Source organism: Paraburkholderia sp. HD33-4 (genome assembly GCF_021390635.1).
Taxonomy (GTDB): Bacteria; Pseudomonadota; Gammaproteobacteria; order Burkholderiales; family Burkholderiaceae; genus Paraburkholderia.
The window spans coordinates 339,383-363,536 of sequence record NZ_JAJEJS010000001.1 but is presented as its reverse complement, the minus strand read 5'-3'; the positions used below and the strand labels follow the sequence as shown (position 1 = coordinate 363,536).

The 24,154-nt window shown below is 64.1% G+C and carries 22 protein-coding genes; 14 read left to right on the top strand and 8 right to left on the bottom strand.

Annotated features, from left to right (window positions below):
- Window positions 1-14: 14 nt before the first annotated feature.
- Complete coding sequence (locus L0U84_RS01710) at window positions 15-1,202, bottom strand: MFS transporter (protein ID WP_233846876.1); 1,188 nt, start codon at window positions 1,200-1,202, stop codon at window positions 15-17.
- Between the two features lie 308 nt (window positions 1,203-1,510).
- Here L0U84_RS01710 and uvrA point away from each other — a divergent pair, with 308 nt between their 5' ends.
- The 3 genes from uvrA (at window position 1,511) to L0U84_RS01695 (ending at window position 7,021) form a co-directional block, all read left to right on the top strand.
- The gene (gene uvrA, locus L0U84_RS01705; RefSeq protein WP_233846874.1) at window positions 1,511-4,384 is read left to right on the top strand and encodes an excinuclease ABC subunit UvrA; all 2,874 of its coding nucleotides are present in this window, start codon (window positions 1,511-1,513) and stop codon (window positions 4,382-4,384) included.
- A gap of 34 nt (window positions 4,385-4,418) precedes the next feature.
- Complete coding sequence (locus tag L0U84_RS01700) at window positions 4,419-5,504, top strand: AI-2E family transporter (protein WP_233846864.1); 1,086 nt, start codon at window positions 4,419-4,421, stop codon at window positions 5,502-5,504.
- Between the two features lie 290 nt (window positions 5,505-5,794).
- The gene (locus L0U84_RS01695; protein ID WP_233846862.1) at window positions 5,795-7,021 is read left to right on the top strand and encodes a PepSY-associated TM helix domain-containing protein; all 1,227 of its coding nucleotides are present in this window, start codon (window positions 5,795-5,797) and stop codon (window positions 7,019-7,021) included.
- 58 nt (window positions 7,022-7,079) lie between these two features.
- Here L0U84_RS01695 and purU read toward each other — a convergent pair whose 3' ends face one another.
- The 5 genes from purU to L0U84_RS01670 form a co-directional block, all read right to left on the bottom strand.
- Window positions 7,080-7,949: a formyltetrahydrofolate deformylase gene (gene purU, locus L0U84_RS01690; RefSeq protein WP_233846860.1), complete on the bottom strand. Its 870-nt coding sequence runs from the start codon at window positions 7,947-7,949 to the stop codon at window positions 7,080-7,082.
- 84 nt (window positions 7,950-8,033) lie between these two features.
- On the bottom strand, window positions 8,034-8,915 hold the full coding sequence (locus L0U84_RS01685) for an NUDIX hydrolase (protein ID WP_233846858.1): 882 nt from the start codon (window positions 8,913-8,915) through the stop codon (window positions 8,034-8,036).
- Between the two features lie 73 nt (window positions 8,916-8,988).
- Complete coding sequence (locus L0U84_RS01680) at window positions 8,989-9,603, bottom strand: LysE family translocator (protein ID WP_233851905.1); 615 nt, start codon at window positions 9,601-9,603, stop codon at window positions 8,989-8,991.
- A gap of 159 nt (window positions 9,604-9,762) precedes the next feature.
- A complete protein-coding gene (locus tag L0U84_RS01675; protein ID WP_233846856.1) occupies window positions 9,763-10,329 on the bottom strand; it encodes an adenine phosphoribosyltransferase in 567 nt (188 codons plus the stop codon).
- Window positions 10,330-10,410: 81 nt separating this feature from the next.
- Window positions 10,411-12,408 carry a cation:proton antiporter domain-containing protein gene (locus L0U84_RS01670; RefSeq protein ID WP_233851904.1) on the bottom strand — a complete coding sequence of 666 codons (1,998 nt, stop codon included), beginning with the start codon at window positions 12,406-12,408 and terminating at the stop codon, window positions 10,411-10,413.
- 205 nt (window positions 12,409-12,613) lie between these two features.
- Here L0U84_RS01670 and kdsD point away from each other — a divergent pair, with 205 nt between their 5' ends.
- The 11 genes from kdsD (at window position 12,614) to L0U84_RS01615 (ending at window position 22,054) form a co-directional block, all read left to right on the top strand.
- Window positions 12,614-13,597, top strand: coding sequence for an arabinose 5-phosphate isomerase KdsD (gene kdsD / locus L0U84_RS01665; RefSeq protein ID WP_233846854.1), 984 nt, complete (start codon window positions 12,614-12,616; stop codon window positions 13,595-13,597).
- On the top strand, window positions 13,597-14,157 hold the full coding sequence (locus L0U84_RS01660) for a KdsC family phosphatase (protein WP_233846845.1): 561 nt from the start codon (window positions 13,597-13,599) through the stop codon (window positions 14,155-14,157). Before kdsD ends, L0U84_RS01660 begins: the two co-directional genes overlap by 1 nt.
- Entirely contained in the window at window positions 14,154-14,741 is a 588-nt protein-coding gene (gene lptC, locus L0U84_RS01655; RefSeq protein WP_152851817.1) for an LPS export ABC transporter periplasmic protein LptC, read from the top strand. Before L0U84_RS01660 ends, lptC begins: the two co-directional genes overlap by 4 nt.
- Before the next feature lie 39 nt (window positions 14,742-14,780).
- On the top strand, window positions 14,781-15,452 hold the full coding sequence (gene lptA / locus L0U84_RS01650; RefSeq protein ID WP_233846843.1) for a lipopolysaccharide transport periplasmic protein LptA: 672 nt from the start codon (window positions 14,781-14,783) through the stop codon (window positions 15,450-15,452).
- 17 nt (window positions 15,453-15,469) lie between these two features.
- On the top strand, window positions 15,470-16,246 hold the full coding sequence (gene lptB / locus L0U84_RS01645) for an LPS export ABC transporter ATP-binding protein (protein ID WP_233851903.1): 777 nt from the start codon (window positions 15,470-15,472) through the stop codon (window positions 16,244-16,246).
- Between the two features lie 192 nt (window positions 16,247-16,438).
- On the top strand, window positions 16,439-17,956 hold the full coding sequence (locus L0U84_RS01640; protein ID WP_233846841.1) for an RNA polymerase factor sigma-54: 1,518 nt from the start codon (window positions 16,439-16,441) through the stop codon (window positions 17,954-17,956).
- A gap of 170 nt (window positions 17,957-18,126) precedes the next feature.
- Window positions 18,127-18,483: a ribosome hibernation-promoting factor, HPF/YfiA family gene (gene hpf, locus L0U84_RS01635; protein ID WP_027199628.1), complete on the top strand. Its 357-nt coding sequence runs from the start codon at window positions 18,127-18,129 to the stop codon at window positions 18,481-18,483.
- A gap of 341 nt (window positions 18,484-18,824) precedes the next feature.
- Window positions 18,825-19,340 carry a PTS sugar transporter subunit IIA gene (locus L0U84_RS01630; RefSeq protein WP_233846839.1) on the top strand — a complete coding sequence of 172 codons (516 nt, stop codon included), beginning with the start codon at window positions 18,825-18,827 and terminating at the stop codon, window positions 19,338-19,340.
- 78 nt (window positions 19,341-19,418) lie between these two features.
- A complete protein-coding gene (hprK, locus tag L0U84_RS01625) occupies window positions 19,419-20,387 on the top strand; it encodes an HPr(Ser) kinase/phosphatase (RefSeq protein WP_008921706.1) in 969 nt (322 codons plus the stop codon).
- Between the two features lie 98 nt (window positions 20,388-20,485).
- Complete coding sequence (gene rapZ, locus L0U84_RS01620; protein WP_233846837.1) at window positions 20,486-21,379, top strand: RNase adapter RapZ; 894 nt, start codon at window positions 20,486-20,488, stop codon at window positions 21,377-21,379.
- A gap of 39 nt (window positions 21,380-21,418) precedes the next feature.
- Entirely contained in the window at window positions 21,419-22,054 is a 636-nt protein-coding gene (locus L0U84_RS01615) for an LON peptidase substrate-binding domain-containing protein (protein ID WP_233846829.1), read from the top strand.
- Between the two features lie 68 nt (window positions 22,055-22,122).
- Here the strand turns inward: L0U84_RS01615 and mutY are convergent, their stop codons facing one another.
- Both mutY and mutM read right to left on the bottom strand, forming a co-directional pair.
- Complete coding sequence (gene mutY, locus L0U84_RS01610) at window positions 22,123-23,256, bottom strand: A/G-specific adenine glycosylase (protein WP_233846827.1); 1,134 nt, start codon at window positions 23,254-23,256, stop codon at window positions 22,123-22,125.
- A 7-nt stretch (window positions 23,257-23,263) separates the two neighbouring features.
- Window positions 23,264-24,094 (bottom strand): bifunctional DNA-formamidopyrimidine glycosylase/DNA-(apurinic or apyrimidinic site) lyase, encoded by an 831-nt coding sequence (mutM, locus tag L0U84_RS01605; RefSeq protein WP_233846818.1) that lies wholly within the window; start codon window positions 24,092-24,094, stop codon window positions 23,264-23,266.
- Between the last annotated feature and the right edge of the window lie 60 nt (window positions 24,095-24,154).

Below are 24,154 nucleotides of genomic sequence, written 5' to 3'. Positions count from 1 at the left end.
CCCAGTACGCTGTGTTATGCCTTGCGCGGCGGCTGTTTCATCTTGGCGGCGATTATAAGCCAGCAAAATACCAGCCCGGAGCAGGCGAAGAAAACCGCGCTCGGGCCGTCCACCTTCAGCAGCCAGCCGCCGACCACCCCGCCCAGTGCAAGACCGATCGACTGCGTGGTGTTGTACACGCCGGCCGCGGCCCCTTTGCGGGTGCCAGGCGCCAGCTTCGACACCAGCGAAGGCTGCGAGGCTTCGAGAATATTGAAGCCGAGAAAGTACACGAACAGGATCGCCGCCACAGTCAGAATCGTATGCGGAGCAACGCCCAATAACAACTGGCCGATCAGGATAAGAGCGATCGCCGACAGCAGCACGATCTTCATCTTGCCGCGCTTCTCGGCGGCGATGATCGCCGGCACCATCATCACGAACGACAGCCCCATCACCGGCAGATACACCTTCCAGTGCGAAGCGACCGGCAGCCCGCCCGCTTCGAGAATGCGCGGCACGACGAGGAACAGCGCCGTCTGCGTCGCGTGCAGCACGAGCACGCCGAAATTCAGGCGCAGCAGCTCGACGTTGTGCAGCACTTCGGCGAACGGCGCGCGCACGTGCACCGGCTTCGGCGCATCGGGCACGACCCACACCACGACGCCGATCGCGAGGATCGCGAACACGCCGACCAGCGTGAAAAGCCCGCTCATGCCGAGCCAGTGGAACACGATCGGCGCGCCGACGATCGCGACCGCGAACGACACGCCGATGCTCGCGCCGACCATCGCCATCGCCTTCGTACGATGCTCTTCCGAGGTCAGATCGGCGATGAACGCGATCACCGCCGACGACACCGCCCCCATCCCCTGAATCACCCGGCCGACGATGATCCACGTCATGTCGTGCGCGCCCGCCGCGACGAAGCTGCCGATCGCGAAGATCAGCAGGCCCGTCGCGATTACCGGCTTGCGGCCGACCTTGTCGGAGATCCAGCCATAGAAGATGTAGAGCATCGACTGCGTGACGCCGTACGCGCCGAGCGCGACGCCGACGAGCAGCACGTTTTCGCCGCCGGGAATGGTCTTCGCATAGATCGAGAACACCGGCATGATCATGAAGAGACCCAGCATGCGCAGCGCGAAGATGGCGGCAAGCGACACGGTCGCGCGCAATTCGGGCGCGCTCATGCGTGTGGAGATGGCGGACGGATTGGACATCGAAGCGTTGTTTGAATGAACCGGGCGGCGAGCCGTGGGGACAGCCTTGGCCGCCGGCATAGTGGAGCACGACGAACTGGCGGGCGGCTAGCCCCGGCATATCGGCAGGTCCGCGCCGACGAGACGCGCAAAGCCCGTGCCCTACCGCCCCCCGCCGACGCTCGCCCCTCGCGGCATCTTGTACTCACGGAAAACGGCCCCAGTTACGCCTCTTTCCCGCTGTCAGCACGCCGTAACGGCGGTCTGGAAAAGTCGTTATAGTAGCAGGTTTGGCCTCTTTCCCTTTCCGCAGTTCATGGAATAGATCCGTGGAACAAATCCGTATTCGTGGGGCTCGCACCCACAACCTGAAGAACGTCAATCTCGACCTACCGCGTCACAAGCTCGTCGTTATCACGGGGCTTTCGGGCTCTGGCAAATCGTCGCTGGCATTCGATACGCTGTATGCGGAAGGGCAGCGGCGCTACGTCGAAAGTCTGTCCGCCTATGCGCGGCAGTTCCTGCAGCTGATGGAAAAACCGGACGTCGACCTGATCGAAGGTCTGTCGCCGGCCATTTCGATCGAACAGAAGGCGACCTCGCACAATCCACGCTCGACGGTCGGCACCGTCACCGAAATCCACGATTATCTGCGTCTGCTGTTCGCGCGCGTCGGCACGCCCTACTGCCCCGATCACGAGATTCCGCTCGAAGCGCAAAGCGTGTCGCAGATGGTCGACGCAGCGCTTGCGCTGCCCGAGGAAACGCGCCTCATGATCCTCGCGCCCGTCGTCTCCGATCGCAAGGGCGAGCACACGGATCTGTTCGAGGACATGCAGGCGCAAGGCTTCGTGCGCTTTCGCGTGCGCTCCGGCGGCGGCACCGCCAACGAAGGCACCGCGAAAATCTACGAAGTCGAGTCGCTGCCGAAGCTGAAGAAAAACGACAAGCACACGATCGACGTCGTGATCGATCGTCTGCGCGTGCGCCCCGACATGAAGCAGCGTCTCGCCGAATCGTTCGAAACGGCACTGCGTCTCGCCGACGGCCGCGCGATCGCGCTCGAAATGGATACGGACAAGGAGCACCTGTTCAGCTCGAAGTTCGCCTGCCCGATCTGCTCGTACTCGCTGCAGGAACTCGAGCCGCGCCTGTTCTCGTTCAACAACCCGATGGGCGCGTGTCCGGAATGCGACGGCCTCGGCCAGATCACCTTCTTCGATCCGAAGCGGGTGGTCGCGCATCCGTCGCTGTCGCTCGCGGCGGGCGCGGTGAAGGGCTGGGACCGGCGCAACCAGTTCTACTTCCAGATGCTGCAGAGCCTCGCGGCGTTCTACGATTTCGACATCGACACGGCGGTCGAAGACCTGCCGGAGAAAGTGCGCAAGATCCTGCTGTACGGTTCGGGCAAGCAGGAAATTCCGTTCTCGTACATCAACGAGCGCGGCCGTACGTCGGTGCGCGAGCACGTGTTCGAAGGGATCATCCCGAATCTGGAGCGGCGCTACCGCGAAACCGATTCGTCCGCGGTGCGCGAAGAGCTCGCCAAGTACCAGAACAACCAGCCGTGCCCGGCGTGCGCGGGCACGCGGCTGCGTCGCGAGGCGCGCTTCGTGCGCATCGGCGCCGACAGCGACGCGCGCGGCATCTTCGAGATCAGCGGCTGGCCGTTGCGCGACGCGCTCGGCTACTTCCAGACGCTGCGCCTCGAAGGCTCGAAACGCGAGATCGCCGACAAGGTCGTCAAGGAAATCGTCGCGCGTCTGATGTTCCTCAACAACGTCGGGCTCGATTACCTGTCGCTCGAACGCAGCGCGGAAACGCTGTCGGGCGGCGAGGCGCAGCGCATTCGCCTCGCTTCGCAGATCGGCTCGGGGCTGACCGGCGTGATGTACGTGCTCGACGAACCGTCGATCGGCCTGCATCAACGCGACAACGACCGGCTGATCTCGACGCTCAAGCATCTGCGCGATCTCGGCAACTCGGTGATCGTCGTCGAGCACGACGAGGACATGATCCGCATGGCCGACTATGTGGTCGACATGGGCCCGGGCGCGGGCGAGCACGGTGGCATGGTGATCGCCGAGGGCACGCCGAAAGAGGTGCAGAAGAATGCGGCGTCGCTGACGGGCCAATACATGTGCGGCGCGCGCACGATCGAATACCCCGACGAGCGCAGGGAACCCGACGAGCGCCACCTGCGCATCGTCGAGGCGCACGGCAACAACCTGCACAACGTGACGCTCGATCTGCCGGTGGGTCTGCTGACCTGCGTGACCGGGGTGTCCGGCTCGGGCAAGTCGACGCTGATCAACGACACGCTGTATCACGCGGTCGCGCATCATCTGTACGGCTCGGCGACGGAGCCGGCGCCGTACGAGTCGATCGAGGGCCTCGAGCACTTCGACAAGGTGATCAACGTCGACCAGTCGCCGATCGGCCGCACGCCGCGCTCGAATCCGGCGACCTACACGGGCCTTTTCACGCCGATCCGCGAGCTGTTCGCGGGCGTGCCGGCCGCCAAGGAGCGCGGCTACGATCCGGGCCGCTTCTCGTTCAACGTGAAGGGCGGGCGCTGCGAATCGTGCCAGGGCGACGGCGTGCTGAAGGTCGAAATGCACTTTTTGCCCGACGTGTACGTGCCGTGCGACGTGTGCCACGGCAAGCGCTACAACCGCGAAACGCTCGATATCCAGTACAAGGGCAGCAACATCAGCGAAGTGCTCGACATGACAGTCGAGCACGCGTACGAGTTCTTCAAGGCCGTGCCGGTCGTCGCGCGCAAGCTGAAAACCCTGCTGGACGTGGGTCTGGGCTATATTCGCCTGGGTCAGTCGGCCACCACGCTGTCGGGCGGCGAGGCGCAGCGCGTGAAACTGTCGCTGGAACTGAGCAAGCGTGATACCGGTCGCACGCTATACATCCTTGACGAACCGACCACCGGCCTGCACTTTCACGATATCGCGCAGTTGCTGGAAGTCATACATCGGTTACGTGACCAGGGTAATACCGTCGTGATCATCGAACATAATCTCGATGTAATCAAAACTGCGGACTGGGTCATCGATCTCGGCCCCGAAGGCGGCGCCGGCGGCGGACAGATCATCGCCCAGGGCACGCCCGAGCAGATCGCGAAGTCGAAGGCCAGTTTTACCGGCAAATATCTGGCGCCGTTGCTCAAGCGGGCCGCCAGCACAAAGTAACGCTGCACTATCGAGGTTGGAGACGGGATAAGCCATGACCAAGCGTAATCAGGCGCGCGAAGAAGATCGGGTGCAGGACCTGCGCCCGCGCCCGGTCAGGCTGACTAGCGACATGAGTCTGCCAAAGCTGTCGGCGGTCGAAATCGGCAGCTACGTGGTGATGCTGTTCGGCATGTGGGCGGTCATTGAACTGAAGCTGCTCGGCTGCCTGCTCGCCGGGCTGCTGGTGTTTCAGCTCGTGCATATGATTGCGCCGCGCATCGAGCGTCACATGTCCAGCAAGCGGGCGCGCTGGCTCGCGGTGGTGATCCTGTCGACGGTGATCGTCGGCGCGCTGACGGGGCTCACGCTCGGCATCATCTCGCATTTCGAGAACGACGTGCCGAGCGTGCAGGCGCTGCTCGATCAGGCCATGCAGCTGATCGACCAGGCGCGCGGCAGAATTCCGCAATTCGTCGCGAACTATCTGCCGGTCGACACCGAGCAGATGAAGACGAAGGCGGCGGAACTGATGCACACGCACGCGAACATGCTGCAGCAAAGCGGCACGACCGTGGCGCGCGCGTTCACCCACGTGCTGCTCGGCATGATCATCGGCGCGATCATCGCGGTCGGCGCGCAGACGCAAATCCAGCGACTGCCGCTGTCCACCGCGTTCGTCACGCGCGTCACGCGTTTTGCCGACGCGTTTCGCCGCATCGTGTTCGCGCAGGTGAAGATTTCCGCACTCAACGCGACGTTCACGGCGATCTTCCTGCTCGTGATCCTGCCGACCTTCCACGATCGCCTGCCGCTGTCGAAGACGCTGGTGCTCGTCACGTTCATCGTGGGTCTGCTGCCGGTAATCGGCAATCTGATCTCGAACACGATCATCGTCGCGGTCGCGCTGTCGGTGAGCTTTCCGGCGGCGATCATGTCGCTCGTGTTCCTGATCCTGATTCACAAGCTCGAGTACTTCCTGAACGCGCGGATCGTCGGCGGACAAATCGAAGCGCGCGCGTGGGAGCTGTTGATCGCGATGCTGGTGATGGAGGCGGCGTTTGGTATCGCCGGGGTCATCGCGGCGCCGATTTTTTATGCGTATGTAAAGCGGGAGCTGATTTATTTGCGGTTGGTGTGAGCTGGGCCGAGTCGGCTAGCAAAAGTCAGCGCTCACTAACGCTCACTGGTGCTTAAACCCTGCGGCCCACACGAGCCAGGAAAGCGAAAGCGGCACTTCGGTGCCGTTTTTTTTTGAGCTTTCCGCGACACCGCATCGTTTCCTCTTGCTGACAGAAAACTTGCAGCCGTCGGCTCCAACCCCTAAGATGCGAACAATTCCTATTTACACAAAATCCGCATCGTGACGCTTCATCTGATTTCCCGCCCGCGCTTCCGCTCGAGTTCCTGTTACGCGATGCCCGCTCGCGCATGAGACGCCAGCTTGTCCGCCTGCACCGCTGGTTCGGTGTCGCGACCGCGCTGTTTCTGTTCGTCGCGGGCCTTACCGGAGCGATCATCGCGTGGGACCATGAACTCGACGCCGCACTGAACCCGTCGTTTTATCAGGCTCGCACGGCCGGCCCGACGCTGTCCGGCCTCGAACTGGCGAATCGCGTCGAAGTCGCCGATCCGCGTCTGCGGGTGACCTATCTGCCGCTCGCGGTCGAACCGGGCCACACGCTGCAAATGATGGTGCTGCCGCGCACCGATCCGGCGACGAAGCAGCCCTACCCGCTCGACTTCAACCAGATCGCCGTCGATCCCGTCACCGGCGAGATCCAGGGACGCCGCGAATGGGGCGCCGTGTCGCTCGCGCGGCTCAACCTGATTCCGTTCATCTACAAGCTGCACTACACGCTGCAGCTGCCGTTTACCGGCGGTGTCGATCTTGGCACGTGGCTGATGGGGATCGTCGGTATCGTGTGGCTCGCTGATAGCGTGATTGCGCTGTGTCTGTCGTTTCCGAGCCTGAAGGTCTGGCGCAAGTCGTTCGCGTTCCGCCTGAAACGCGGCGGCTATGCGCTGACGTTCGACCTGCACCGCTCCGGCGGCGTATGGATCTGGGGCTTGCTGGCGATCGTCGCGCTGACGTCGATATCGATGAATCTGTCGTCTCAGGTGGTGCGGCCGATCGTGTCGCGACTGTCGACGCTGACACCCGATCCGTTCAGCAACCCCGAAATCCTGCGCGCGCCGCAACCGGGCGATCGGGTGTTGAGCCGCGAGCGCATCGTCGAACTCGCCGGGCAGGCCGGCAAGGAGCTGCATGTCGCCTCGCCGCCGGGCGGGCTCTACTACGCCGAATTCATGCACGCGTACGGCGTCGGCTTCTACACGCCCGGCAACGATCACGGCGACACCGGCCTCGGCAACGCTTGGATGTATTGGGACGCCGCCACCGGCAAGCGGCTCGCCACGCGGATTCCCGGCCGGGGCACGGCCGGCGACATCTTCCTGCAGGTGCAATTCCCGCTGCATTCAGGGCGCATCCTCGGTCTTGGCGGGCGGATTCTGATCAGTCTGGTGGGCGTCGCGGTGGCCGTGCTGAGCGTCACGGGCCTGCTGATCTGGCTGAAGAAGCTGAACGCGCGCCGCCGTTCCGCGCAAAACGCGAATCTCGCGAGAAGCACGGGCGGCGCGGCAGCGCGCTCGTAGTGCAAGCGGGGAAAGGATTGCGCCGGCCTCGACCGGCGCAGTTTTACCGGCGCAATGTTTAGCGGAACACCACCGTCTTGCTGCCGTTCAGCACGACGCGATGCTCGACGTGCCACTTCACCGCGCGCGCGAGCGTCACGCACTCGACGTCGCGGCCGATCGCCGTCAGTTGTTCCGGCGTCATGCTGTGGTCCACGCGCTCGACTTCCTGCTCGATGATCGGACCTTCGTCGAGATCGGTGGTCACGTAGTGAGCGGTCGCGCCGATCAGCTTCACGCCGCGGTCGAACGCCTGGTAGTACGGTTTCGCGCCCTTGAAGCTCGGCAGGAACGAGTGATGGATGTTGATCGCGCGGCCGGCGAGCGACTCGCACAGGTTCGGCGACAGAATCTGCATGTAGCGCGCGAGCACCACGAGGTCCGCCTGATGCTCGTTGATCACTTCGAGCACGCGCGCTTCCTGCGCGGTTTTCGCTTCGGGCGTGCCGCCGAGCAGCGGGAAGTGATGGAACGGGATGTCGTAGCTCGCGGCGAGCTGGTAGAACTCCTTGTGGTTCGAGATGATCGCCGGGATCTCGATGTTCAGCTGACCGGTGCGGTAGCGGAACAGCAGATCGTTCAGGCAGTGGCCGATCTTCGACACCATGATCACGACCCGCGGCTTCACGTTCGCGTCGTGCAATTCCCAGCTCATGCCGAACTGCTCGGCGAGAGTCACGAACGACGCGCGCAGCGCGTCGAGCCCCGGATCGCCGCCCACCTGCTGAAAATGCACGCGCATGAAGAACTCGCCGGTGCGGCTGTCGCCGAACTGCGCGGAGTCGAGAATATTGCTGCCCCGCTCGAACAGAAAGCCCGACACGGCGTGAACGATGCCGGGCCGGTCGGCGCACGACAGTTTGAGGATAAAGCTGTGATCGGTCGACATGACCTCGGTGACTCCCTTCTTCAATGCGTGGTTTGTTTCAGTGCGTACTGGCTGTGCGCAGTGTGCCCGACTCGTGAGCAAGAACTAGCCCAGCGCCGGCGGCGCGAACAGCGCGTCGATGCCCTCGCACGCGTCCGCATCGATCCAGCGGCGGCGCAGCAGGCAATCGAGCGTCGCGAGGCTCGCATCGACCGTCAGCGCGCCCTCCTCGATCCAGCGCGCGACTTCGTCGATGCGCGCGAGCCGGTGTTCGCCTACTTCGCCGTCCTGGTTGCGCGGCGCGAAGTCGACGGGTAGCGCGAGGTCGTAGATAAAAATCTGCTCGGCCTGCGTGCCTTCCGGCAGCGATTGCAGCACGTGCGCGGTACGGCCCGCGACCGCTCGCCCGGCGATCTCCGACGGAATGCCCGCTTCTTCCCAGCACTCCTTGACGATCGTCTCGGCGATGCCGAAGCCCCAGCCGATCCCGCCCGCGACGACATTGTCGAGCATGCCGGGGTCGGTCGCCTTGGAGTCGCTGCGGCGCGCGATCCACAATTGCGGCGCGCCGCCAGAGGGCGCTCCGCCAGAGGGCGCCCCGCCGTCCGCATATTCTACGACGCCGTTCAGATGCACCGCGTAGGTCATCGTGCCGAAGAAGCGCGACGCCGCGCGCTCGATATACGCGAGCGGCGGCGCGTCGAACGCATTACGGATCGCGTAGGTCTCGTCGCGCCAGCCGGGGATGCGGCCATCGGCGGCGAGCGCGCCGATCACCGAAGCGAGCGCCGCGCTGCGCAGATCGACGGTATCGAACGTGGCGGAGAGCGTCACGCCGTCTTTCGCGATCTCGAACACGTCGGGCCAGCGCGTGAGCAGCGGCACGTCGCGTTCGCGAATCCAGCCGACCTGTTCCGCGCCGATCAGAAACGGCCGATGCGCGTTCGCGTCGAAGCAGCGCGCGGCGGTGATGCAAGGCAAAGTCATCGAAAACTCCAAACTGTCCGCCGGCGCGGCGGACCAGGGCAAAGCAGAAGCGGGGGGTGTTGGCTGACGCGCGTCAGTCGCGCAACGCGACGCGAATCCCGATCGCGATGAAGGTCGCGCCGGCCACGCGATCGAGCCACAGGCCCATGCGCGGCCGCCGTCTGAGCCAGCCGCCGATGACCCCCGCGCACACTCCGAACAGCGAAAACACCACGACGGTCTGCAGCATGAAGAGCGCGCCGAGCTCCAGCATCTGCACAGTCACGCTCTGCGCGCCGTGCGGTTGTACGAACTGCGGCAGAAACACGACGAAGAACAGCGTGACCTTCGGATTCATCAGATTGCCGAGCACGCTCTGACGAAACACCGTCGACAGCGGCTGCGGCGCACGCTCGTGCGCGGTCGCGAGGCCCTGGCTGCGCAACGCCTTGATGCCGATCCACACCAGGTACGCGGCGCCCGCAAGCTTGATCGCTTCGAACGCGAGCGGCGACGAACGCAGCAGCGCCGCCACGCCGAGGGCCGCGAGTGTCGTATGAAACGTGATGCCGGCGGCAAAGCCGAGCGCGGCAACGAGGCCGGCCGCGCGGCCCTGCGAGATGCCGCGCGCGAGCACCTGCAGGTTGTCGGGGCCGGGCGCCACGGTGATCGCGATCGAGGTGGCGAGAAACAGCAGGAAGTTGGGCATCGTGGTGGCCTTCTGGTTGGGCGGCTGGTGAGCCCTGTAGTTCAGCCACGTCGAGCCTTGTCGGTCTTGCGCGGCCAACGGGGCTCGTGCGGCTCATACGGCTTGTACGGCGGGAAACTCGACCGCGCGTCACGGCGCGCGCCGTGACGGCCTCCCGGCTCAATGACCGTCGAAACTCGTCACGGTATAGAGCGCAAGACCGCCCTCGCGCAGCAGCTTCGAGCCGCCCAGTTCCGGCAGATCGACGATCGCCGCGCCTTCCACGACGACCGCGCCGAGCCGCTCGAGCAGCATTTTGCCGGCCATCATCGTGCCGCCGGTCGCGATCAGGTCGTCGATGATCACGACGCGCTCGCCAGGCTCGCACGCATCCTCGTGAATCTCGACGGTCGCGGTGCCGTACTCCAGTTCATACGATTGCGAGATCCGCTTGTACGGCAGCTTGCCCGCCTTGCGAATCGGGATGAAGCCAAGGCTCAGCTCGTGCGCGACGATCGGCCCAATGATGAAGCCGCGCGCATCGAGCCCGGCGATGTAGTCGAGCTTCGCGTCGATATAGCGCTGCACGAACAGGTCGATCAGCACGCGCAGCGACTTCGGCTCGCGCAGCAGCGGCGTGATGTCGCGGAACTGCACGCCCGGCTGCGGCCAATCGGGCACGGTGCGAATGTGACTTCTGACGTAGTCGGCCGCATCGAGCGGCGCGCTCGCGAGCGCGTTGGACATGATGTCTCCGGATGGACCTCGACGGGTCCGGTGAAAAGCTTGAATCAGGGTCGCCCGCCAGAACGGGCCTGGTCCACGGGTTCAGGCCGCGGCGGCGCGGCGATGCTTCGACAGCCGCTCCTCGGCTTGCGCCAGATGCTCGGGCAGACCGCGCAGCACCACGATGTCGCTCGCGCGCAGTTTCGTGGACGGGTCCGGTTCGACGCCGCGGATGCCGTGCCGGCGGATCGCGGTCACTTCGACTCCGAGTTCGTACAGGCCCACCTCGGCGAGCGTACGGCCCACCGCGTCGGCGCTCTCGTCGACCGGCACCGATTGTAGCCGCACCTGCTCGTGGCCGTCGTCGTCGTCGACGTCGTCGGCGCCATGGAAATAGCCGCGCAGCAGCGAGTAGCGTTCGTCACGCATCTCCTCGACGCGCCGCACCACCCGCCGCATCGGCACGCCCATCACGACGAGCGTGTGCGACGCGAGCATCAGGCTGCCCTCGACGATCTCCGGAATCACCTCGGTCGCGCCGGCGGCGAGCAGTTTCTCCAGATCGGCGTCGTCGACGGTACGCACGATGACCGGCAGCGTCGGCTCCATTTCGTGAATGTTGTGCAGCACGCGCAATGCCCCCGGCGTGTTCGCGTAGGTGATCGCGATCGCGGCCGCGCGATGCAGCCCCGCGGCCAGCAGCGACTCGCGCCGCCCAGCGTCGCCGAACACGACCGATTCGCCGGCCGCCGCGGCTGCCGCGACGCGGTCGGGATCGAGGTCGAGCGCGACATACGAAAGGCCTTCGTGCTCGAGCATGCGCGCGAGGTTCTGCCCGGCGCGGCCATAGCCGCAGATGATCACGTGGCCGCTCTGCTTCAGGCTTTGCGTCGCGATGCGCGTCATCTGCAGCGACTGCATCATCCATTCGGTCGACGACAGCCGCAGCACGACGCGGTCCGCGTTCTGGATCATGAACGGCGCGGCGAGCATCGACAGCAGCATCGCGGCGAGAATCGCCTGCAACAGCGTCGCGTCGACCAGATGCCGGTCGAGGATCAGGTTCAGCAGCACGAAGCCGAATTCGCCCGCCTGCGCGAGACCGATGCCGGTGCGCATCGCGACGCCCGGCGTCGCGCCGAAAAGCCGCGCGAGACCGGTAATCATGACCATCTTCAGCAGCACCGGGCCGACGAAAAACGCCAGCACGATCAGCGGATGCTCCCAGATCACGCGCGGATTGAGCAGCATGCCGGTGGTCACGAAGAAGAGCCCGAGCAGCACGTCGCGAAACGGCTTGATGTCCTCTTCCACCTGATGCCGGTACGGCGTCTCGGCAATCAGCATGCCGGCGATGAACGCGCCGAGCGCGAGCGACAGGCCGAATTTGTCGGTGATGAACGCGGCGCCAAGCGTCACCAGCAGCAGATTGAGGATGAACAGTTCCTGCGAGCGGCGTCGCGCGACCACGTTGAACCAGCGCGTCATGAAGCGCTGGCCGACGATCAGCAGCAGTGCGAGGGCCACGACGATCTTGATCGCCGCCACACCGAGCGCGCCGATCAGATTCTCCGAGCGGCCGCCGAGCGCCGCGATGATGATCAGCAGCGGCACCACCGCGAGATCCTGAAATAGCAGCACGCCGAAGATATTGCGGCCGTGTTCGGTTTCGATCTCGAGCCGCTCCGCGAGCATCTTGCTGACGATCGCCGTCGACGACATCGCCAGCGCGCCGCCCAACGCGACGCTCGCCTGCCACGTGATATGCACCCAACGCTCGAGCAGGAAGCCCAGCGACACCGCCACCGCGACCGTGCCGATCACCTGCAGCAAGCCGAGTCCGAACACGAGCCGGCGCATCGTGCGCAGCTTGGCGAGCGAAAACTCGAGCCCGATCGAGAACATCAGGAACACGACGCCGAATTCCGCGAGATTCTGCGCGCCCGCCGAATCGGGAACCAGCCCGAACGCGTGCGGCCCGACGACGATGCCGACCGTCAGGTAGCCGAGCATTGGCGGCAGATTCAGGAAGCGAAAGATCACCACGCCCGCCACCGATGCCAGCAGCAGAAACAGCGTCATTTCGAGCGGGGAAATCATCGGCAAAAACGCATGGGTGAGGCGTCCTCGTTCGTCAGCGGAACCGCGCACGAGAACGCCGTGCGACATGATGGATTGGGCCGGAAAAAAGCTGCCAAAGGGCGGCCAGGCAGCTGAAAAAGGCATTGCCGACAGGCCGCTGCAGACAGCGGTTCGGTACGGCTGGCCCGGCGCGGCGAACAGGCGCCTTTGCTATACTCCGCGAATGATAGCGAAAATCAATGGCGACAGGGCACTCACGCTTGCTCGCGACGTACTCGACATCGAAGCGGACGCCGTGCGCGCGCTTCGCGACCAGCTCGACGGCAGTTTCGTCGGCGCGGTCGATTTCATCCTGGGTTGCCGTGGGCGCGTGGTCGTTTCCGGCATCGGCAAATCCGGCCACGTGGCCCGCAAGCTCGCGGCCACGCTGGCGAGCACCGGCACGCCGGCGTTTTTCGTCCATCCGGCGGAAGCGAGCCACGGCGACCTCGGCATGGTCACCGCCGACGACGTATTCCTCGCGCTCTCCAATTCAGGTGAAACCGAGGAGTTGATGGCGATCCTGCCGCTCATCAAGCGGATCGGCGCGAAGCTGATCGCGATGACGGGCCGCCCGGGCTCCAGCCTCGCGCAGCTCGCGGACGTGCATCTGAACTCCGGCGTCGCAAAGGAAGCCTGTCCGATGAATCTCGCGCCCACCGCCAGCACCACCGCCGCGCTCGCGCTCGGCGACGCGCTCGCGGTCGCGGTGCTCGACGCGCGCGGCTTCGGCCGCGACGACTTCGCGCGCTCGCATCCGGGCGGCGCGCTCGGCCGACGCCTGCTCACCTATGTGCGCGACGTGATGCGCACCGGCGACCAGTTGCCGCAGGTCACACCCGAGGCGACCGTCAGCGATGCCCTCTTCCAGCTGACCGCGAAACGCATGGGCATGACCTCGGTCGTCGACCACGAGGGCCGTGTGATGGGCATCTTCACCGATGGCGACCTGCGCCGCGTGCTCGAACGCGACGGCGATTTCCGCCAGTTGCCGATCGGCTCGGTGATGACCGAGGGCCCGCGCACGATCGGCCCCGACCATCTCGCTGTCGAAGCAGTGGAACTGATGGAGCGTTATCGCATCAATCAGATGCTGGTCGTCGACGAAACGGGCAAGCTGATCGGCGCGCTCAACATGCACGACCTGTTCTCGAAGAAGGTGATCTGATGGCCGTTGCTCCCCCTACCGCTACCGAACGCGCAAGCCGCGTGAAGCTGATGATTTTCGACGTCGACGGCGTGCTGACCGACGGCGGCTTGCTGTTCACGGCGGAAGGCGACACGATGAAAGGCTTCAATTCGATGGACGGCCACGGCATGAAGCTGCTGCGCGAGGCCGGCATCGAAACGGCGATCATCACCGGGCGCAAGTCCGCCATCGTGGCGGCGCGGGTGAAAGAGTTGAACATCACGCACGTCTATCAGGGCGTGCAGGACAAGCCGGCGGCGTTCGCCGACCTGCTGCAGCAGACCGGCCTCACCGCCGAGGACTGCGGCTACATGGGCGACGACTGGGTCGATCTTGCGGTGATGCTGCGCGTCGGCTTCGCGGCCGCGCCGGCCAATTCGCATCCCGAAGTGATCGCGCGTGCGCATTGGGTCAGCGAAGCGCGCGGCGGCCACGGCGCGGCCCGCGAAGTGGTCGACACGCTGCTGCGCGCGCAGCACAAATATGAAGCGCTGCTTGCGGCTGCGTGTAGCGGCGAGCAACGAGGCCTCGTCGGATGAACCAGTTTCGCCTGACTTCGCTGATCCCGCTCATCGCGATGGCGGCGCTCGCCGGCATCACGTGGTGGCTGCTGCAAGCCACGCTGCCGCGCAAGACCGACAACGAAGTGCGTCCGAAGGAACACACGCCGGACTACTTCGCGGACAACTTCTCGGTGTCCGAGCTCGACCAGTCGGGCGCGACGCAGTATCGGCTGACCGCCCAGTCGCTGATCCATTACGAGGACGACGAAATGAGCGACCTCGTCAAGCCGGCCATGCGCGCGTTCCAGCCCGGCAAGCCGATCGTCACCGCGACCGGCGATACCGGCACCGTCAACGCGGATGCGTCGATCGTCAATCTGTACCAGAACGCGCGCATCCTGCGCGCGCCCGGCGGCGGCGATCCGCAGATGCAGGCCGATTCCGAGCATTTCAGGGTCCTCGTCAACGACGATGTGATCGAGACTGAAAAGCCAGTTAAACTTCAGCGCGGCATGTCGGTGATGACTGCCAGCGGCATGAAATACAACAATGTCACCCGGTTTATGCAGCTGTTCGGTAATGTAAGAGGCGCCATCGCCGCGTCCGATTCCGGCCACTAAGCCAACGCATACCGGGTAATCCATTCCAGGCGTGACTGCATGAACGAATCGCTCCCCCGTTTTGATACCGGCCGTTCGCGCGCGCTGTCCGCATGCCGCGCCGGACTCGCCGCGCTCTTCGTCGCGCTGCCGCTCGTCGGCTTCGCGCCGCTCGCGCACGCGGACCGCGCCGACAAGGACAAGCCGCTGAACATCGAAGCGGACAACATGACTTACGACGACCTGCGGCAGGTCAGCATCTTTACCGGCCACGTGGTCGCGACCAAAGGGACGATCCTGATCAAGGCCGATCGTGTCGAAGTGTCGCAAGATCCGCAGGGTTACCAGTTCGCGACCGGCACCTCGAGCGGCGGCAATCTGTCGTATTTCCGCCAGAAGCGCGAGGGGCTCGACGAATACATCGAGGGTACGGCCATCCGTATCGACTACGACGGCAAGCAGGATCTGACCACGCTGACCACCAACGCGACGGTGCGCCGTCTGCAGAGCATGACGACGCTGCTCGACCAGGTGCACGGCAGCGTGATCACCTACGACGGCCAGAACGACTTCTACACCGCGAAAGCGGGCAAGGACGTCGCAGGTCCGGGCAACCCGACCGGCCGCGTCCGCGCGATGCTGGCGCCGCGCAACGCCGGCGCCGCGCCGCTGACCGGCGCGTCGGCCACGCTGACGCCGTCCAACTCGATCCAGGGAGCGCCGAACCAGTGAGCACCATGAGCAGCACCATTGCGCCCCTCCCCCATCGCAAGCCGGCCGGCACCAGCAGTTCGCTGGTCGTGCGCAATCTGAAGAAGCGCTATGGCTCGCGCACGGTCGTCAAGGACGTGTCGCTCGACGTGAAGAGCGGCGAAGTGGTCGGTCTGCTCGGCCCGAACGGTGCCGGCAAGACCACGTCGTTCTACATGATCGTCGGCCTCGTGCCGCTCGACGCCGGCGAAATCGATCTGGACGGCAAGTCGATCAGCCTCCTGCCCATTCACAAGCGCGCGTCGCTCGGTCTGTCGTATCTGCCGCAGGAAGCGTCGGTGTTCCGCAAGTTGAGCGTCGAGCAGAATATTCGTGCGGTGCTGGAATTGCAGGTCGACGAAAACGGCAAGCGCCTCAGCAAAGACGTGATCACGTCACGCACTGAAGCGCTGCTCGATGAGCTTCAGATCGCGCATCTGCGTGAAAATCCGGCGCTATCGCTGTCGGGCGGCGAGCGCCGGCGGGTTGAAATTGCGCGCGCGCTGGCAACCAACCCGAGCTTCATTCTGCTCGACGAGCCGTTCGCCGGCGTCGATCCGATCGCGGTTCTGGAAATCCAGAAAATCGTCAAGTTCTTGAAGCAGCGCAATATCGGCGTCCTGATTACCGACCACAACGTGCGCGAAACGCTCGGCATCTGCGATCACGCGTACATCATCAGCGACGGCAGCGTGCTGGCCGCCGGCGCGCCTAGCGACATCATCGAAAACGAAAGCGTGCGGCGCGTCTATCTGGGCGAGCATTTCCGCATGTAAGCACACACGGCGTCCCCGGCCACGCGAACTCGCGCGGTCGGCCGCGGCGCCGTTTTTGCGGCACCCGCACATCCCTTCCCCTGTGGCCCTGGCTGGCGCCGTCCGGCGCACCAATTGGGCGTACTCGTAAATTGCGAGTGCCGCAAGGTATCGCGGTCGTGGCAAACTCTCTACAATGAAACTCAACTTGCCATGAAAGCCAGCCTCCAACTCCGCCTATCGCAGCATCTTGCGCTGACGCCGCAACTGCAACAGTCCATCCGGCTGCTTCAGTTGTCGACGCTCGAACTGCAGCAGGAAGTCGCCATGGCGATCTCGCAGAATCCGCTCCTCGAAAACGAAGACGAGTGGATCGCGAGCCCGTTGCGGGTCGCAGCCGACGGTTCCGTGATCGCCCAGACACCGGGCTCCTCGACACCGGCCGACCCGATGGCCGGCAACGGTTCGTCATCGTCCGAAGGCAGCGGCGAGCGAGCCGAAAGCGGCGAGCCGCAGGGTGTCGACGAATACAACGGCCTCTCGGGTGACGGCGGCGGCGATACGTCGCAGTGGAACCTCGACGACTACGGCCGCTCCGGCAACGCGTCGGACGACGACGACCTGCCCCCACTGCAAATCCACGAATCGAGCACGTCGCTGCGCGACCACCTGATGGCGCAACTGCGTGTCACCCAGGCGAGCCAGCGCGACCGCGCGCTCATCACGTTCCTGATCGAATCGCTCGACGACGACGGCTATCTCGCCGCCACGCTCGACGAAGTGCTGGCCGACCTGCCTGAAGAACTCGAGGTCGATGTCGACGAACTGAACGCGGCGCTCGCGCTGTTGCACAGCTTCGACCCGCCCGGCGTCGGCGCGCGTTCCGCGTCCGAATGTCTGAAACTGCAATTATTGCGGCTCGAGCCATCGTCCACGCGCACGCTCGCGCTAGACATTGTCGGCCATTACCTGGAGCTGCTCGCCGCGCGCGATTTCACGCGGCTGCGCAAGCACCTGAAGGCGAGCGACGACGATCTGCGCGACGCGCATATGCTGATCCGCTCGCTCGAACCCTTTCCGGGCGCCGCCTACGGCAAGGCCGAAGCGGACTACGTGGTGCCTGACATCATGGTGCGCAAAACGGCACAGGGCTGGCAGGCGGAGCTGAATCCCGAGGTGGTGCCGAAGCTGCGGATTAACCATCTGTACGCGAATATTCTGCGCAATAACCGCGGCGATCCGGGCAGTGGTTCGTTGCGCCAGCAACTGCAGGAAGCACGCTGGCTGATCAAAAACATCCAGCAGCGTTTCGAGACGATCCTGCGAGTTGCGCAGGCAATTGTCGAGCGTCAAAAGAGCTTTTTTGTGCACGGCGAAATTGCCATGCGCCCCTTGGTTTTGCGGGAAATAGCTGATACGCTGGGCCTACACGAGTCGACTGTCTCGCGTGTGACAACCGGTAAATACATGCTGACCCCATTCGGGACGCTGGAATTCAAGTACTTTTTCGGCTCACACGTTTCGACGGACACCGGCGGCGCGGCCTCCTCCACGGCCATTCGCGCGCTGATCAAACAACTGATAGGAGCGGAAAACCCGAAATCGCCACTTTCAGACAGTCGCATAGCCGAACTGCTGGCGGAACAGGGCTTCGTGGTCGCACGACGTACCGTTGCGAAATACCGTGAGGCGCTCAAAATCCCGGCAGTCAACCTGCGCAAGTCTCTGTAGCCCGCCGCGTTTTGCAGCGGGCATTTACCGGCCGCTCCGCACCTGGCGGACAAGCCGGCCGCTGCGACCTGCCAGATGTCCGTCACCGGGGGGCGACACAGGCAAGCCGTCAGATCGACCGGACCTTTGTCATTGTGCGGACCAAGCGGCCATTAGCTTGGAGAAGCACTATGAATCTCAAGATCAGTGGACACCACCTCGAAGTAACGCCTGCGTTGCGCGAATACGTGATCACCAAACTGGACAGGGTGCTAAGACATTTCGATCAGGTCATCGACGGCAGTGTGGTCCTCTCGGTCGACAACCATAAGGAAAAGGACAAGCGTCAAAAGGTGGAAATCAACCTCCATCTGAAGGGTAAGGATATCTTCGTCGAGAGTTGTGACAGTGATTTGTACGCTGCGATCGATCTGATGATCGACAAGCTCGACAGGCAGGTGATACGCCACAAGGATCGTCTGCAAGGCCATCAGCACGAAGCGATCAAGTATCAGCCGGCGCCGCAACTGGACGTGCCGCCGCAATAGGAGCAATTAGAGGGAATGCCTCATTTCCCCTGCGCTCGTCAAACCGCCCGCGATCGGGCGGTTTTTCGTTTCGGCGCACGCTTTCCGCTCACCACCGCCGCGCCTCGTTCAGGCCACGTTCAACCATTCCCGCAGACGTTTGCGCAGCGCGACATGTGCCGCGCCGCAACCGGTGAAAAACCTGATATGCATAGATGGCGCGCCGCACCATCGGCCGTCACCCTGATCTATAATGTTCCGGTTACCATCGGGGTCAAGCCAGCTCTGCTGAAGTGCGGCCGGTCGATATCTCACGGTTTCGCGATCGACTCTCACCGTCCGTCTTCGGCAGTATCGAACGAATGGAACGTCACTCAACCGCCCCGGTGGGGAGAACTCAGGCCACGTTTTCGCCTGTCAACATGAATCGTTTAGCCAAATTTCTTCCCCTCGAGAACGTCGTCATCGGACTATCGGTCACCAGCAAGAAACGCGTGTTCGAGCAAGCGGGCCTGATCTTCGAGAACCAGAACGGCATCGCCCGCAGTACCGTCACAGACAATCTTTTTGCGCGAGAACGACTCGGCTCGACCGGGCTCGGCGAAGGCGTCGCGATTCCGCATGGGCGGATCAAGGGCCTCAAGCAGCCGCTCGCCGCATTCGTCAGAGTCGCGGAACCCATCCCCTTCGAAGCACCGGACGGCCAGCCGGTCTCACTGCTGATCTTCCTGCTCGTCCCCGAACAGGCCACTCAACAGCACCTCGAAATTCTTTCCGAGATCGCGCAATTGCTGTCCGATCGCGACGCCCGCGAGCGGCTGCACACCGAAGAAGACCGCGAATCGTTGCATCGGCTGCTTACTCAGTGGCAACCTTGATGCAGAGGCGACGGTAGTTCATCCGCGCACACACGCAGGTAAGGCCCGACAAGCGGCTCACACTGGAGTCACTGACTCATGGATACGTCCAGCATCAACGCCCAGAGCATTTTCGACGACAACGCCGCCATGCTGAAGCTCAGCTGGCTCACGGGGCATGAAGGCTGGGAGCGCGGCTTTTCTTCGGAATCGGTCGCCAATGCCACGTCGAGCGCCGACCTCGTTGGCCACCTGAACCTGATCCACCCGAACCGGATCCAGGTGCTCGGCGACGCTGAAATCGACTACTACAAACGTCAGACCGACGAAGACCGCTCGCGCCACATGGCCGAGCTTATCGCGCTGGAGCCGCCGTTTCTGGTGGTCGCAGGCGGGGTCGCTGCGCCGCCGGAGCTGGTGTTGCGCTGCACCCGCTCGTCGACGCCACTGTTCACGACGCCGACCTCGGCCGCCGCGGTGATCGATAGCCTGCGTCTTTATATGTCGCGCATTCTCGCGCCGCGCGCAACGCTGCACGGCGTGTTTCTCGACATCCTCGGCATGGGCGTGCTGCTGACCGGCGACTCGGGTCTCGGCAAGAGCGAACTCGGCCTCGAACTGATCAGCCGCGGCCATGGTCTCGTCGCCGACGACGCGGTCGACTTCGTGCGCCTCGGCCCGGACTTCGTCGAAGGACGCTGTCCGCCGCTGCTGCAGAATCTGCTCGAAGTGCGCGGCCTCGGTCTGCTCGACATCAAGACGATCTTCGGCGAAACGGCGGTGCGCCGCAAAATGAAGCTGAAGCTGATCGTGCAACTGGTGCGCCGCCCCGACGGCGAATTCCAGCGGCTGCCGCTCGAAAGCCAGACGGTCGACGTCCTCGGCCTGCCGATCAGCAAGGTGACGATCCAGGTCGCCGCGGGCCGCAACCTCGCGGTGCTGGTCGAAGCGGCCGTGCGCAATACGATCCTGCAGCTGCGCGGGATCGACACGCTGCGCGATTTCATGGATCGGCAACGTCTCGCCATGCAGGATCCCGATAGCCAGTTTCCCGGCAAGCTGATCTGAAGCCGTCCGCAGTGCCATGAAGCGCCCGTAGAAGGCAGGCCGAGGGCACGCGCATGGAGGCCAGATGCTATGATGAAATCTACGCTCTCGACGACTCCATGCGCATAATTCTGATCACCGGTATCTCCGGCTCCGGCAAATCGGTTGCCCTGAACGCGCTCGAAGACGCGGGTTATTACTGCGTCGACAATCTGCCGCCGCGTTTTCTGCAGCAACTCGCCACCTACCTCGCCGCGGACGGCCAGGATCGTCTTGCGGTCGCGATCGACGCGCGCTCCGGTTCGTCGCTCGACGAAATGCCCGCGATGATCCACGATCTAAAGCGCTCGCACGACGTGCGCGTGCTGTTCCTGAGCGCGAGCACGCAGTCGCTGATTCAACGCTTCTCCGAAACGCGTCGCCGCCATCCGCTGTCCGGTTCACCCGCTCACGACGCGGACGTTGGGTTGCTTACGTCGCTCGCCGAGGCGATCGAACGCGAGCGCGAACTGGTCGCGGGACTGGCCGAATTCGGCCATCAGATCGACACGAGCAATCTGCGCGCGAACGTTCTGCGCGCATGGGTCAAGCGCTTCATCGAGCAGGAGGACGCGGGGCTCGTGCTGATGTTCGAGTCGTTTGGCTTCAAGCGCGGCGTGCCGCTCGACGCGGATTTCGTATTCGACGTACGCACTCTGCCGAACCCATACTACGATCATGAATTGAGACCGCTCACCGGGCTCGACAAGCCGGTGATGGATTTTCTCGATGCGCAGCCGGTCGTCCACGAGATGATCGACGACATCGAGAAGTATTTGTCCAAGTGGCTGCCGCATTTCCGCGACGACAATCGCAGCTATCTGACCGTTGCAATCGGTTGCACGGGCGGCCAGCACCGCTCGGTATTCATCGCGGAGACGCTTGCCGCGCGTCTCGCAGCATCGGCGAATGTGATTGTGCGGCACCGCGATGCGCCGGTCGACGTCGGCGAATCATCGAAGCTGGTGGCTTAACCGGCCGCATCGCGCGGCCTTAACCCGAAGCGTTGCGCCATGTCCTCTACGCATACTGTGTACGCCGATTTGCCGCTGTTTCCGCTGCATACGGTGCTGTTCCCCGATGGCTTGCTGCCACTCAAGATCTTCGAAGCGCGCTACCTCGACATGGCGCGCGACTGTCTGCGCGAAAAGAGGGCGTTCGGTGTGTGCATGCTGAAAAGCGGCGCCGAAGTCGCGCGCGAGGAAGAACCTTCGGTGCCCGAAACGATCGGCTGTCTCGCCGAAATCGACGAGTGCGACGTCGAAGCATTCGGCATGTTGCTGATTCGCGCACGCGGCACGAAGCGCTTTCGTCTGTTGTCACACCGCGTCGAAGCGAGCGGTCTGCTGGTCGGCATGGCCGAGCCGCTCGCCGATGACCTGCCGCTCGAAGGTAATGAGCTATTGGCCAAATTCGGCGCGTGCGCCGAAGTGCTCGAGCGGATCATCGCGACCATCCGCGAACGCGATCCGGACAGCCTGCCTTTCGCCGAGCCGTTCCGGCTCGACGATCCGTCGTGGGTATCGAACCGTCTCGCCGAGGTGCTGCCGATCGCGCTGCGCGCGCGGCAAAAGCTGATGGAATTGACCGATGCCGGCGCGCGCATCGACGTCGTGCATCACTACATGCAGCAGCATCAGTTGCTGTGAAATCCTGAAGTCGTGAAGGCGGCGGCGCCCGACGCAAGTCGCCCACACAGCCCCGCCGGTCCCTTCCGCTAGATCAACGTGCCATGCAGACTGGCGAGCAGCTTGCGCACCGGCGCCGGCACGCCGAACGAATCCAGATCGCTGAGCGCGACCCATGCGGTGTCCGCATCGTTGAGCGCGGCCAGAGCGCCGACACCGCGATCGAACTCGGCAAGCCGCGGTTCGATATCGAGCTTGAAATGCGTGAATACGTGCGAAAACGACGCGAGCGGCGACACTTCGCCGTCGCCGCCGAACGCCCGCGCCCGCTCGGCCAGCGATGCTTCGTCGGTAGCTTCGGGCAGACTCCACAGACCGCCCCAGATGCCCGACGGCGGACGCCGCTCGAGCATCACCGCATTGCCGTCGCGCAGCACCAGCATCCACGTGCGACGCGTCGGCACCGCCTTCTTCGGACGCGCGGTCGGCAATTCGCGTTGACGTCCGGTGACATTGGCAACGCAGTCCGGCGCGAATGGACAGCGCGTGCAATCGGGTTTGCCGCGCACGCACAAGGTCGCGCCGAGATCCATCAAGCCCTGCGTGTACGCGCTGACCTCCGCGCTCGACGCATTCGATGGCAGCAATGATTCCGCGAGCGTCCACATCGCGTTCTCGACCTTCTTCTCGCCCGGAAAACCTTCGACGCCGAACACGCGCGCGAGCACGCGCTTGACGTTGCCATCGAGAATCGTCGCGCGCGCGCCGAACGCGAACGACGCTATCGCGGCGGCCGTCGAACGACCGATGCCCGGCAGCTCGGCGAGCTCATCGACCGACGCCGGAAACGCACCGCCATGCTGCTCGACGACGACCTGCGCGCAGCGATGCAGATTGCGCGCGCGCGTGTAGTAGCCCAGGCCGGCCCATAGCGCCATCACGTCATCGGACGGCGCGGCGGCGAGCGCGGCGACATCCGGGAAACGCGCGAGAAATTTCGCGTAGTACGGAATTACCGTCGACACCTGGGTCTGCTGCAGCATGATTTCAGATAGCCAGATGCGATACGGATCACGAGTGTTCTGCCACGGCAGATCGTGACGGCCATGCCGGCGCTGCCACGCAATCAGGCGTCCGGCAAAACCCGGCAGCGGCTGCAACGGGAGCGTGGCGTCGGACGCGCTGGAGCGCGCGCCGGTCGTTGGAGTCAGGCGGGAGGGCATCGAGAATCTAGCGCTGGCAAGTGGGACAGAAGTACGTGGAGCGCTGCCCCTGCACGATCTGTTTGATTGGTGTTCCACACACGCGGCATGGCAGGCCCGCACGATCATAGACGAAGTAGTCGAGCTGGAAATAGCCGCTTTCGCCGTCGCTGCCGACGAAATCGCGCAGTGTGCTGCCGCCCTTGTCGATTGCGGCGGCAAGCGTCACGCGCACGGCATCGGCCAGCAGTTCATAGCGCACGAGCGACACGCGGCCGGCGGCGGTGGTCGGCCGGATGCCCGCGCGAAACAGACTTTCCGACGCGTAGATATTGCCCACGCCGACCACGATGTCTCCCGCCAGCAGCGCCTGCTTCACCGACACCTTGCGCCCGCGCGTCAACCGATGCATCAGCGCGCCCGAAAACGCCGGCGAGAAAGGCTCGACGCCAAGGCTCGCGAGCAGCGGATGCTCGAGGATGTCGCCATCTTCACGCGGATGCCAGAGCACCGCGCCGAAGCGGCGCGGATCACGATAGCGCAGGATGAAGTCGTCGAAGATCCAGTCGACATGATCGTGCTTCGCCGCGGCCGGCGGATGCGGCACATGACGCAAAACGCGCAACGTGCCCGTCATACCCAGGTGCACGATGAACCACCCTGCGTCGATTTCGAACAGCAGATACTTGCCGCGTCGCTCGACTTTGCGCACCACATGGCCGCGCAAGGTTTTCGCAAGGTCGGCCGGAATCGGCCAGCGCAGTGCGGCCGTCCGCACGTCCACGCGCTCAACCTTGCGGCCGGACACATACGGTTCGATCCCTCGTCGGGTAACCTCGACTTCTGGCAACTCTGGCATGGCTGATATTGGTCTGCTACTTGCGTGAGTGGTTGTGCGCGTATTGTAGCGAGCGCGTTA

Bases quoted from the DNA above. Each gene is read 5' to 3' on its own strand.
- L0U84_RS01710 (WP_233846876.1), bottom strand. From the start codon at position 1,202: ATGTCCAATCCGTCCGCCATCTCCACACGCATGAGCGCGCCCGAATTG.
- L0U84_RS01700 (WP_233846864.1), top strand. From the start codon at position 4,419: ATGACCAAGCGTAATCAGGCGCGCGAAGAAGATCGGGTGCAGGACCTG.
- L0U84_RS01695 (WP_233846862.1), top strand. From the start codon at position 5,795: ATGAGACGCCAGCTTGTCCGCCTGCACCGCTGGTTCGGTGTCGCGACC.
- purU (WP_233846860.1), bottom strand. From the start codon at position 7,949: ATGTCGACCGATCACAGCTTTATCCTCAAACTGTCGTGCGCCGACCGG.
- L0U84_RS01685 (WP_233846858.1), bottom strand. From the start codon at position 8,915: ATGACTTTGCCTTGCATCACCGCCGCGCGCTGCTTCGACGCGAACGCG.
- L0U84_RS01680 (WP_233851905.1), bottom strand. From the start codon at position 9,603: ATGCCCAACTTCCTGCTGTTTCTCGCCACCTCGATCGCGATCACCGTG.
- L0U84_RS01675 (WP_233846856.1), bottom strand. From the start codon at position 10,329: ATGTCCAACGCGCTCGCGAGCGCGCCGCTCGATGCGGCCGACTACGTC.
- L0U84_RS01670 (WP_233851904.1), bottom strand. From the start codon at position 12,408: ATGATTTCCCCGCTCGAAATGACGCTGTTTCTGCTGCTGGCATCGGTG.
- kdsD (WP_233846854.1), top strand. From the start codon at position 12,614: ATGATAGCGAAAATCAATGGCGACAGGGCACTCACGCTTGCTCGCGAC.
- L0U84_RS01660 (WP_233846845.1), top strand. From the start codon at position 13,597: ATGGCCGTTGCTCCCCCTACCGCTACCGAACGCGCAAGCCGCGTGAAG.
- lptC (WP_152851817.1), top strand. From the start codon at position 14,154: ATGAACCAGTTTCGCCTGACTTCGCTGATCCCGCTCATCGCGATGGCG.
- lptA (WP_233846843.1), top strand. From the start codon at position 14,781: ATGAACGAATCGCTCCCCCGTTTTGATACCGGCCGTTCGCGCGCGCTG.
- L0U84_RS01640 (WP_233846841.1), top strand. From the start codon at position 16,439: ATGAAAGCCAGCCTCCAACTCCGCCTATCGCAGCATCTTGCGCTGACG.
- hpf (WP_027199628.1), top strand. From the start codon at position 18,127: ATGAATCTCAAGATCAGTGGACACCACCTCGAAGTAACGCCTGCGTTG.
- L0U84_RS01630 (WP_233846839.1), top strand. From the start codon at position 18,825: ATGGAACGTCACTCAACCGCCCCGGTGGGGAGAACTCAGGCCACGTTT.
- hprK (WP_008921706.1), top strand. From the start codon at position 19,419: ATGGATACGTCCAGCATCAACGCCCAGAGCATTTTCGACGACAACGCC.
- rapZ (WP_233846837.1), top strand. From the start codon at position 20,486: ATGCGCATAATTCTGATCACCGGTATCTCCGGCTCCGGCAAATCGGTT.
- L0U84_RS01615 (WP_233846829.1), top strand. From the start codon at position 21,419: ATGTCCTCTACGCATACTGTGTACGCCGATTTGCCGCTGTTTCCGCTG.
- mutY (WP_233846827.1), bottom strand. From the start codon at position 23,256: ATGCCCTCCCGCCTGACTCCAACGACCGGCGCGCGCTCCAGCGCGTCC.
- mutM (WP_233846818.1), bottom strand. From the start codon at position 24,094: ATGCCAGAGTTGCCAGAAGTCGAGGTTACCCGACGAGGGATCGAACCG.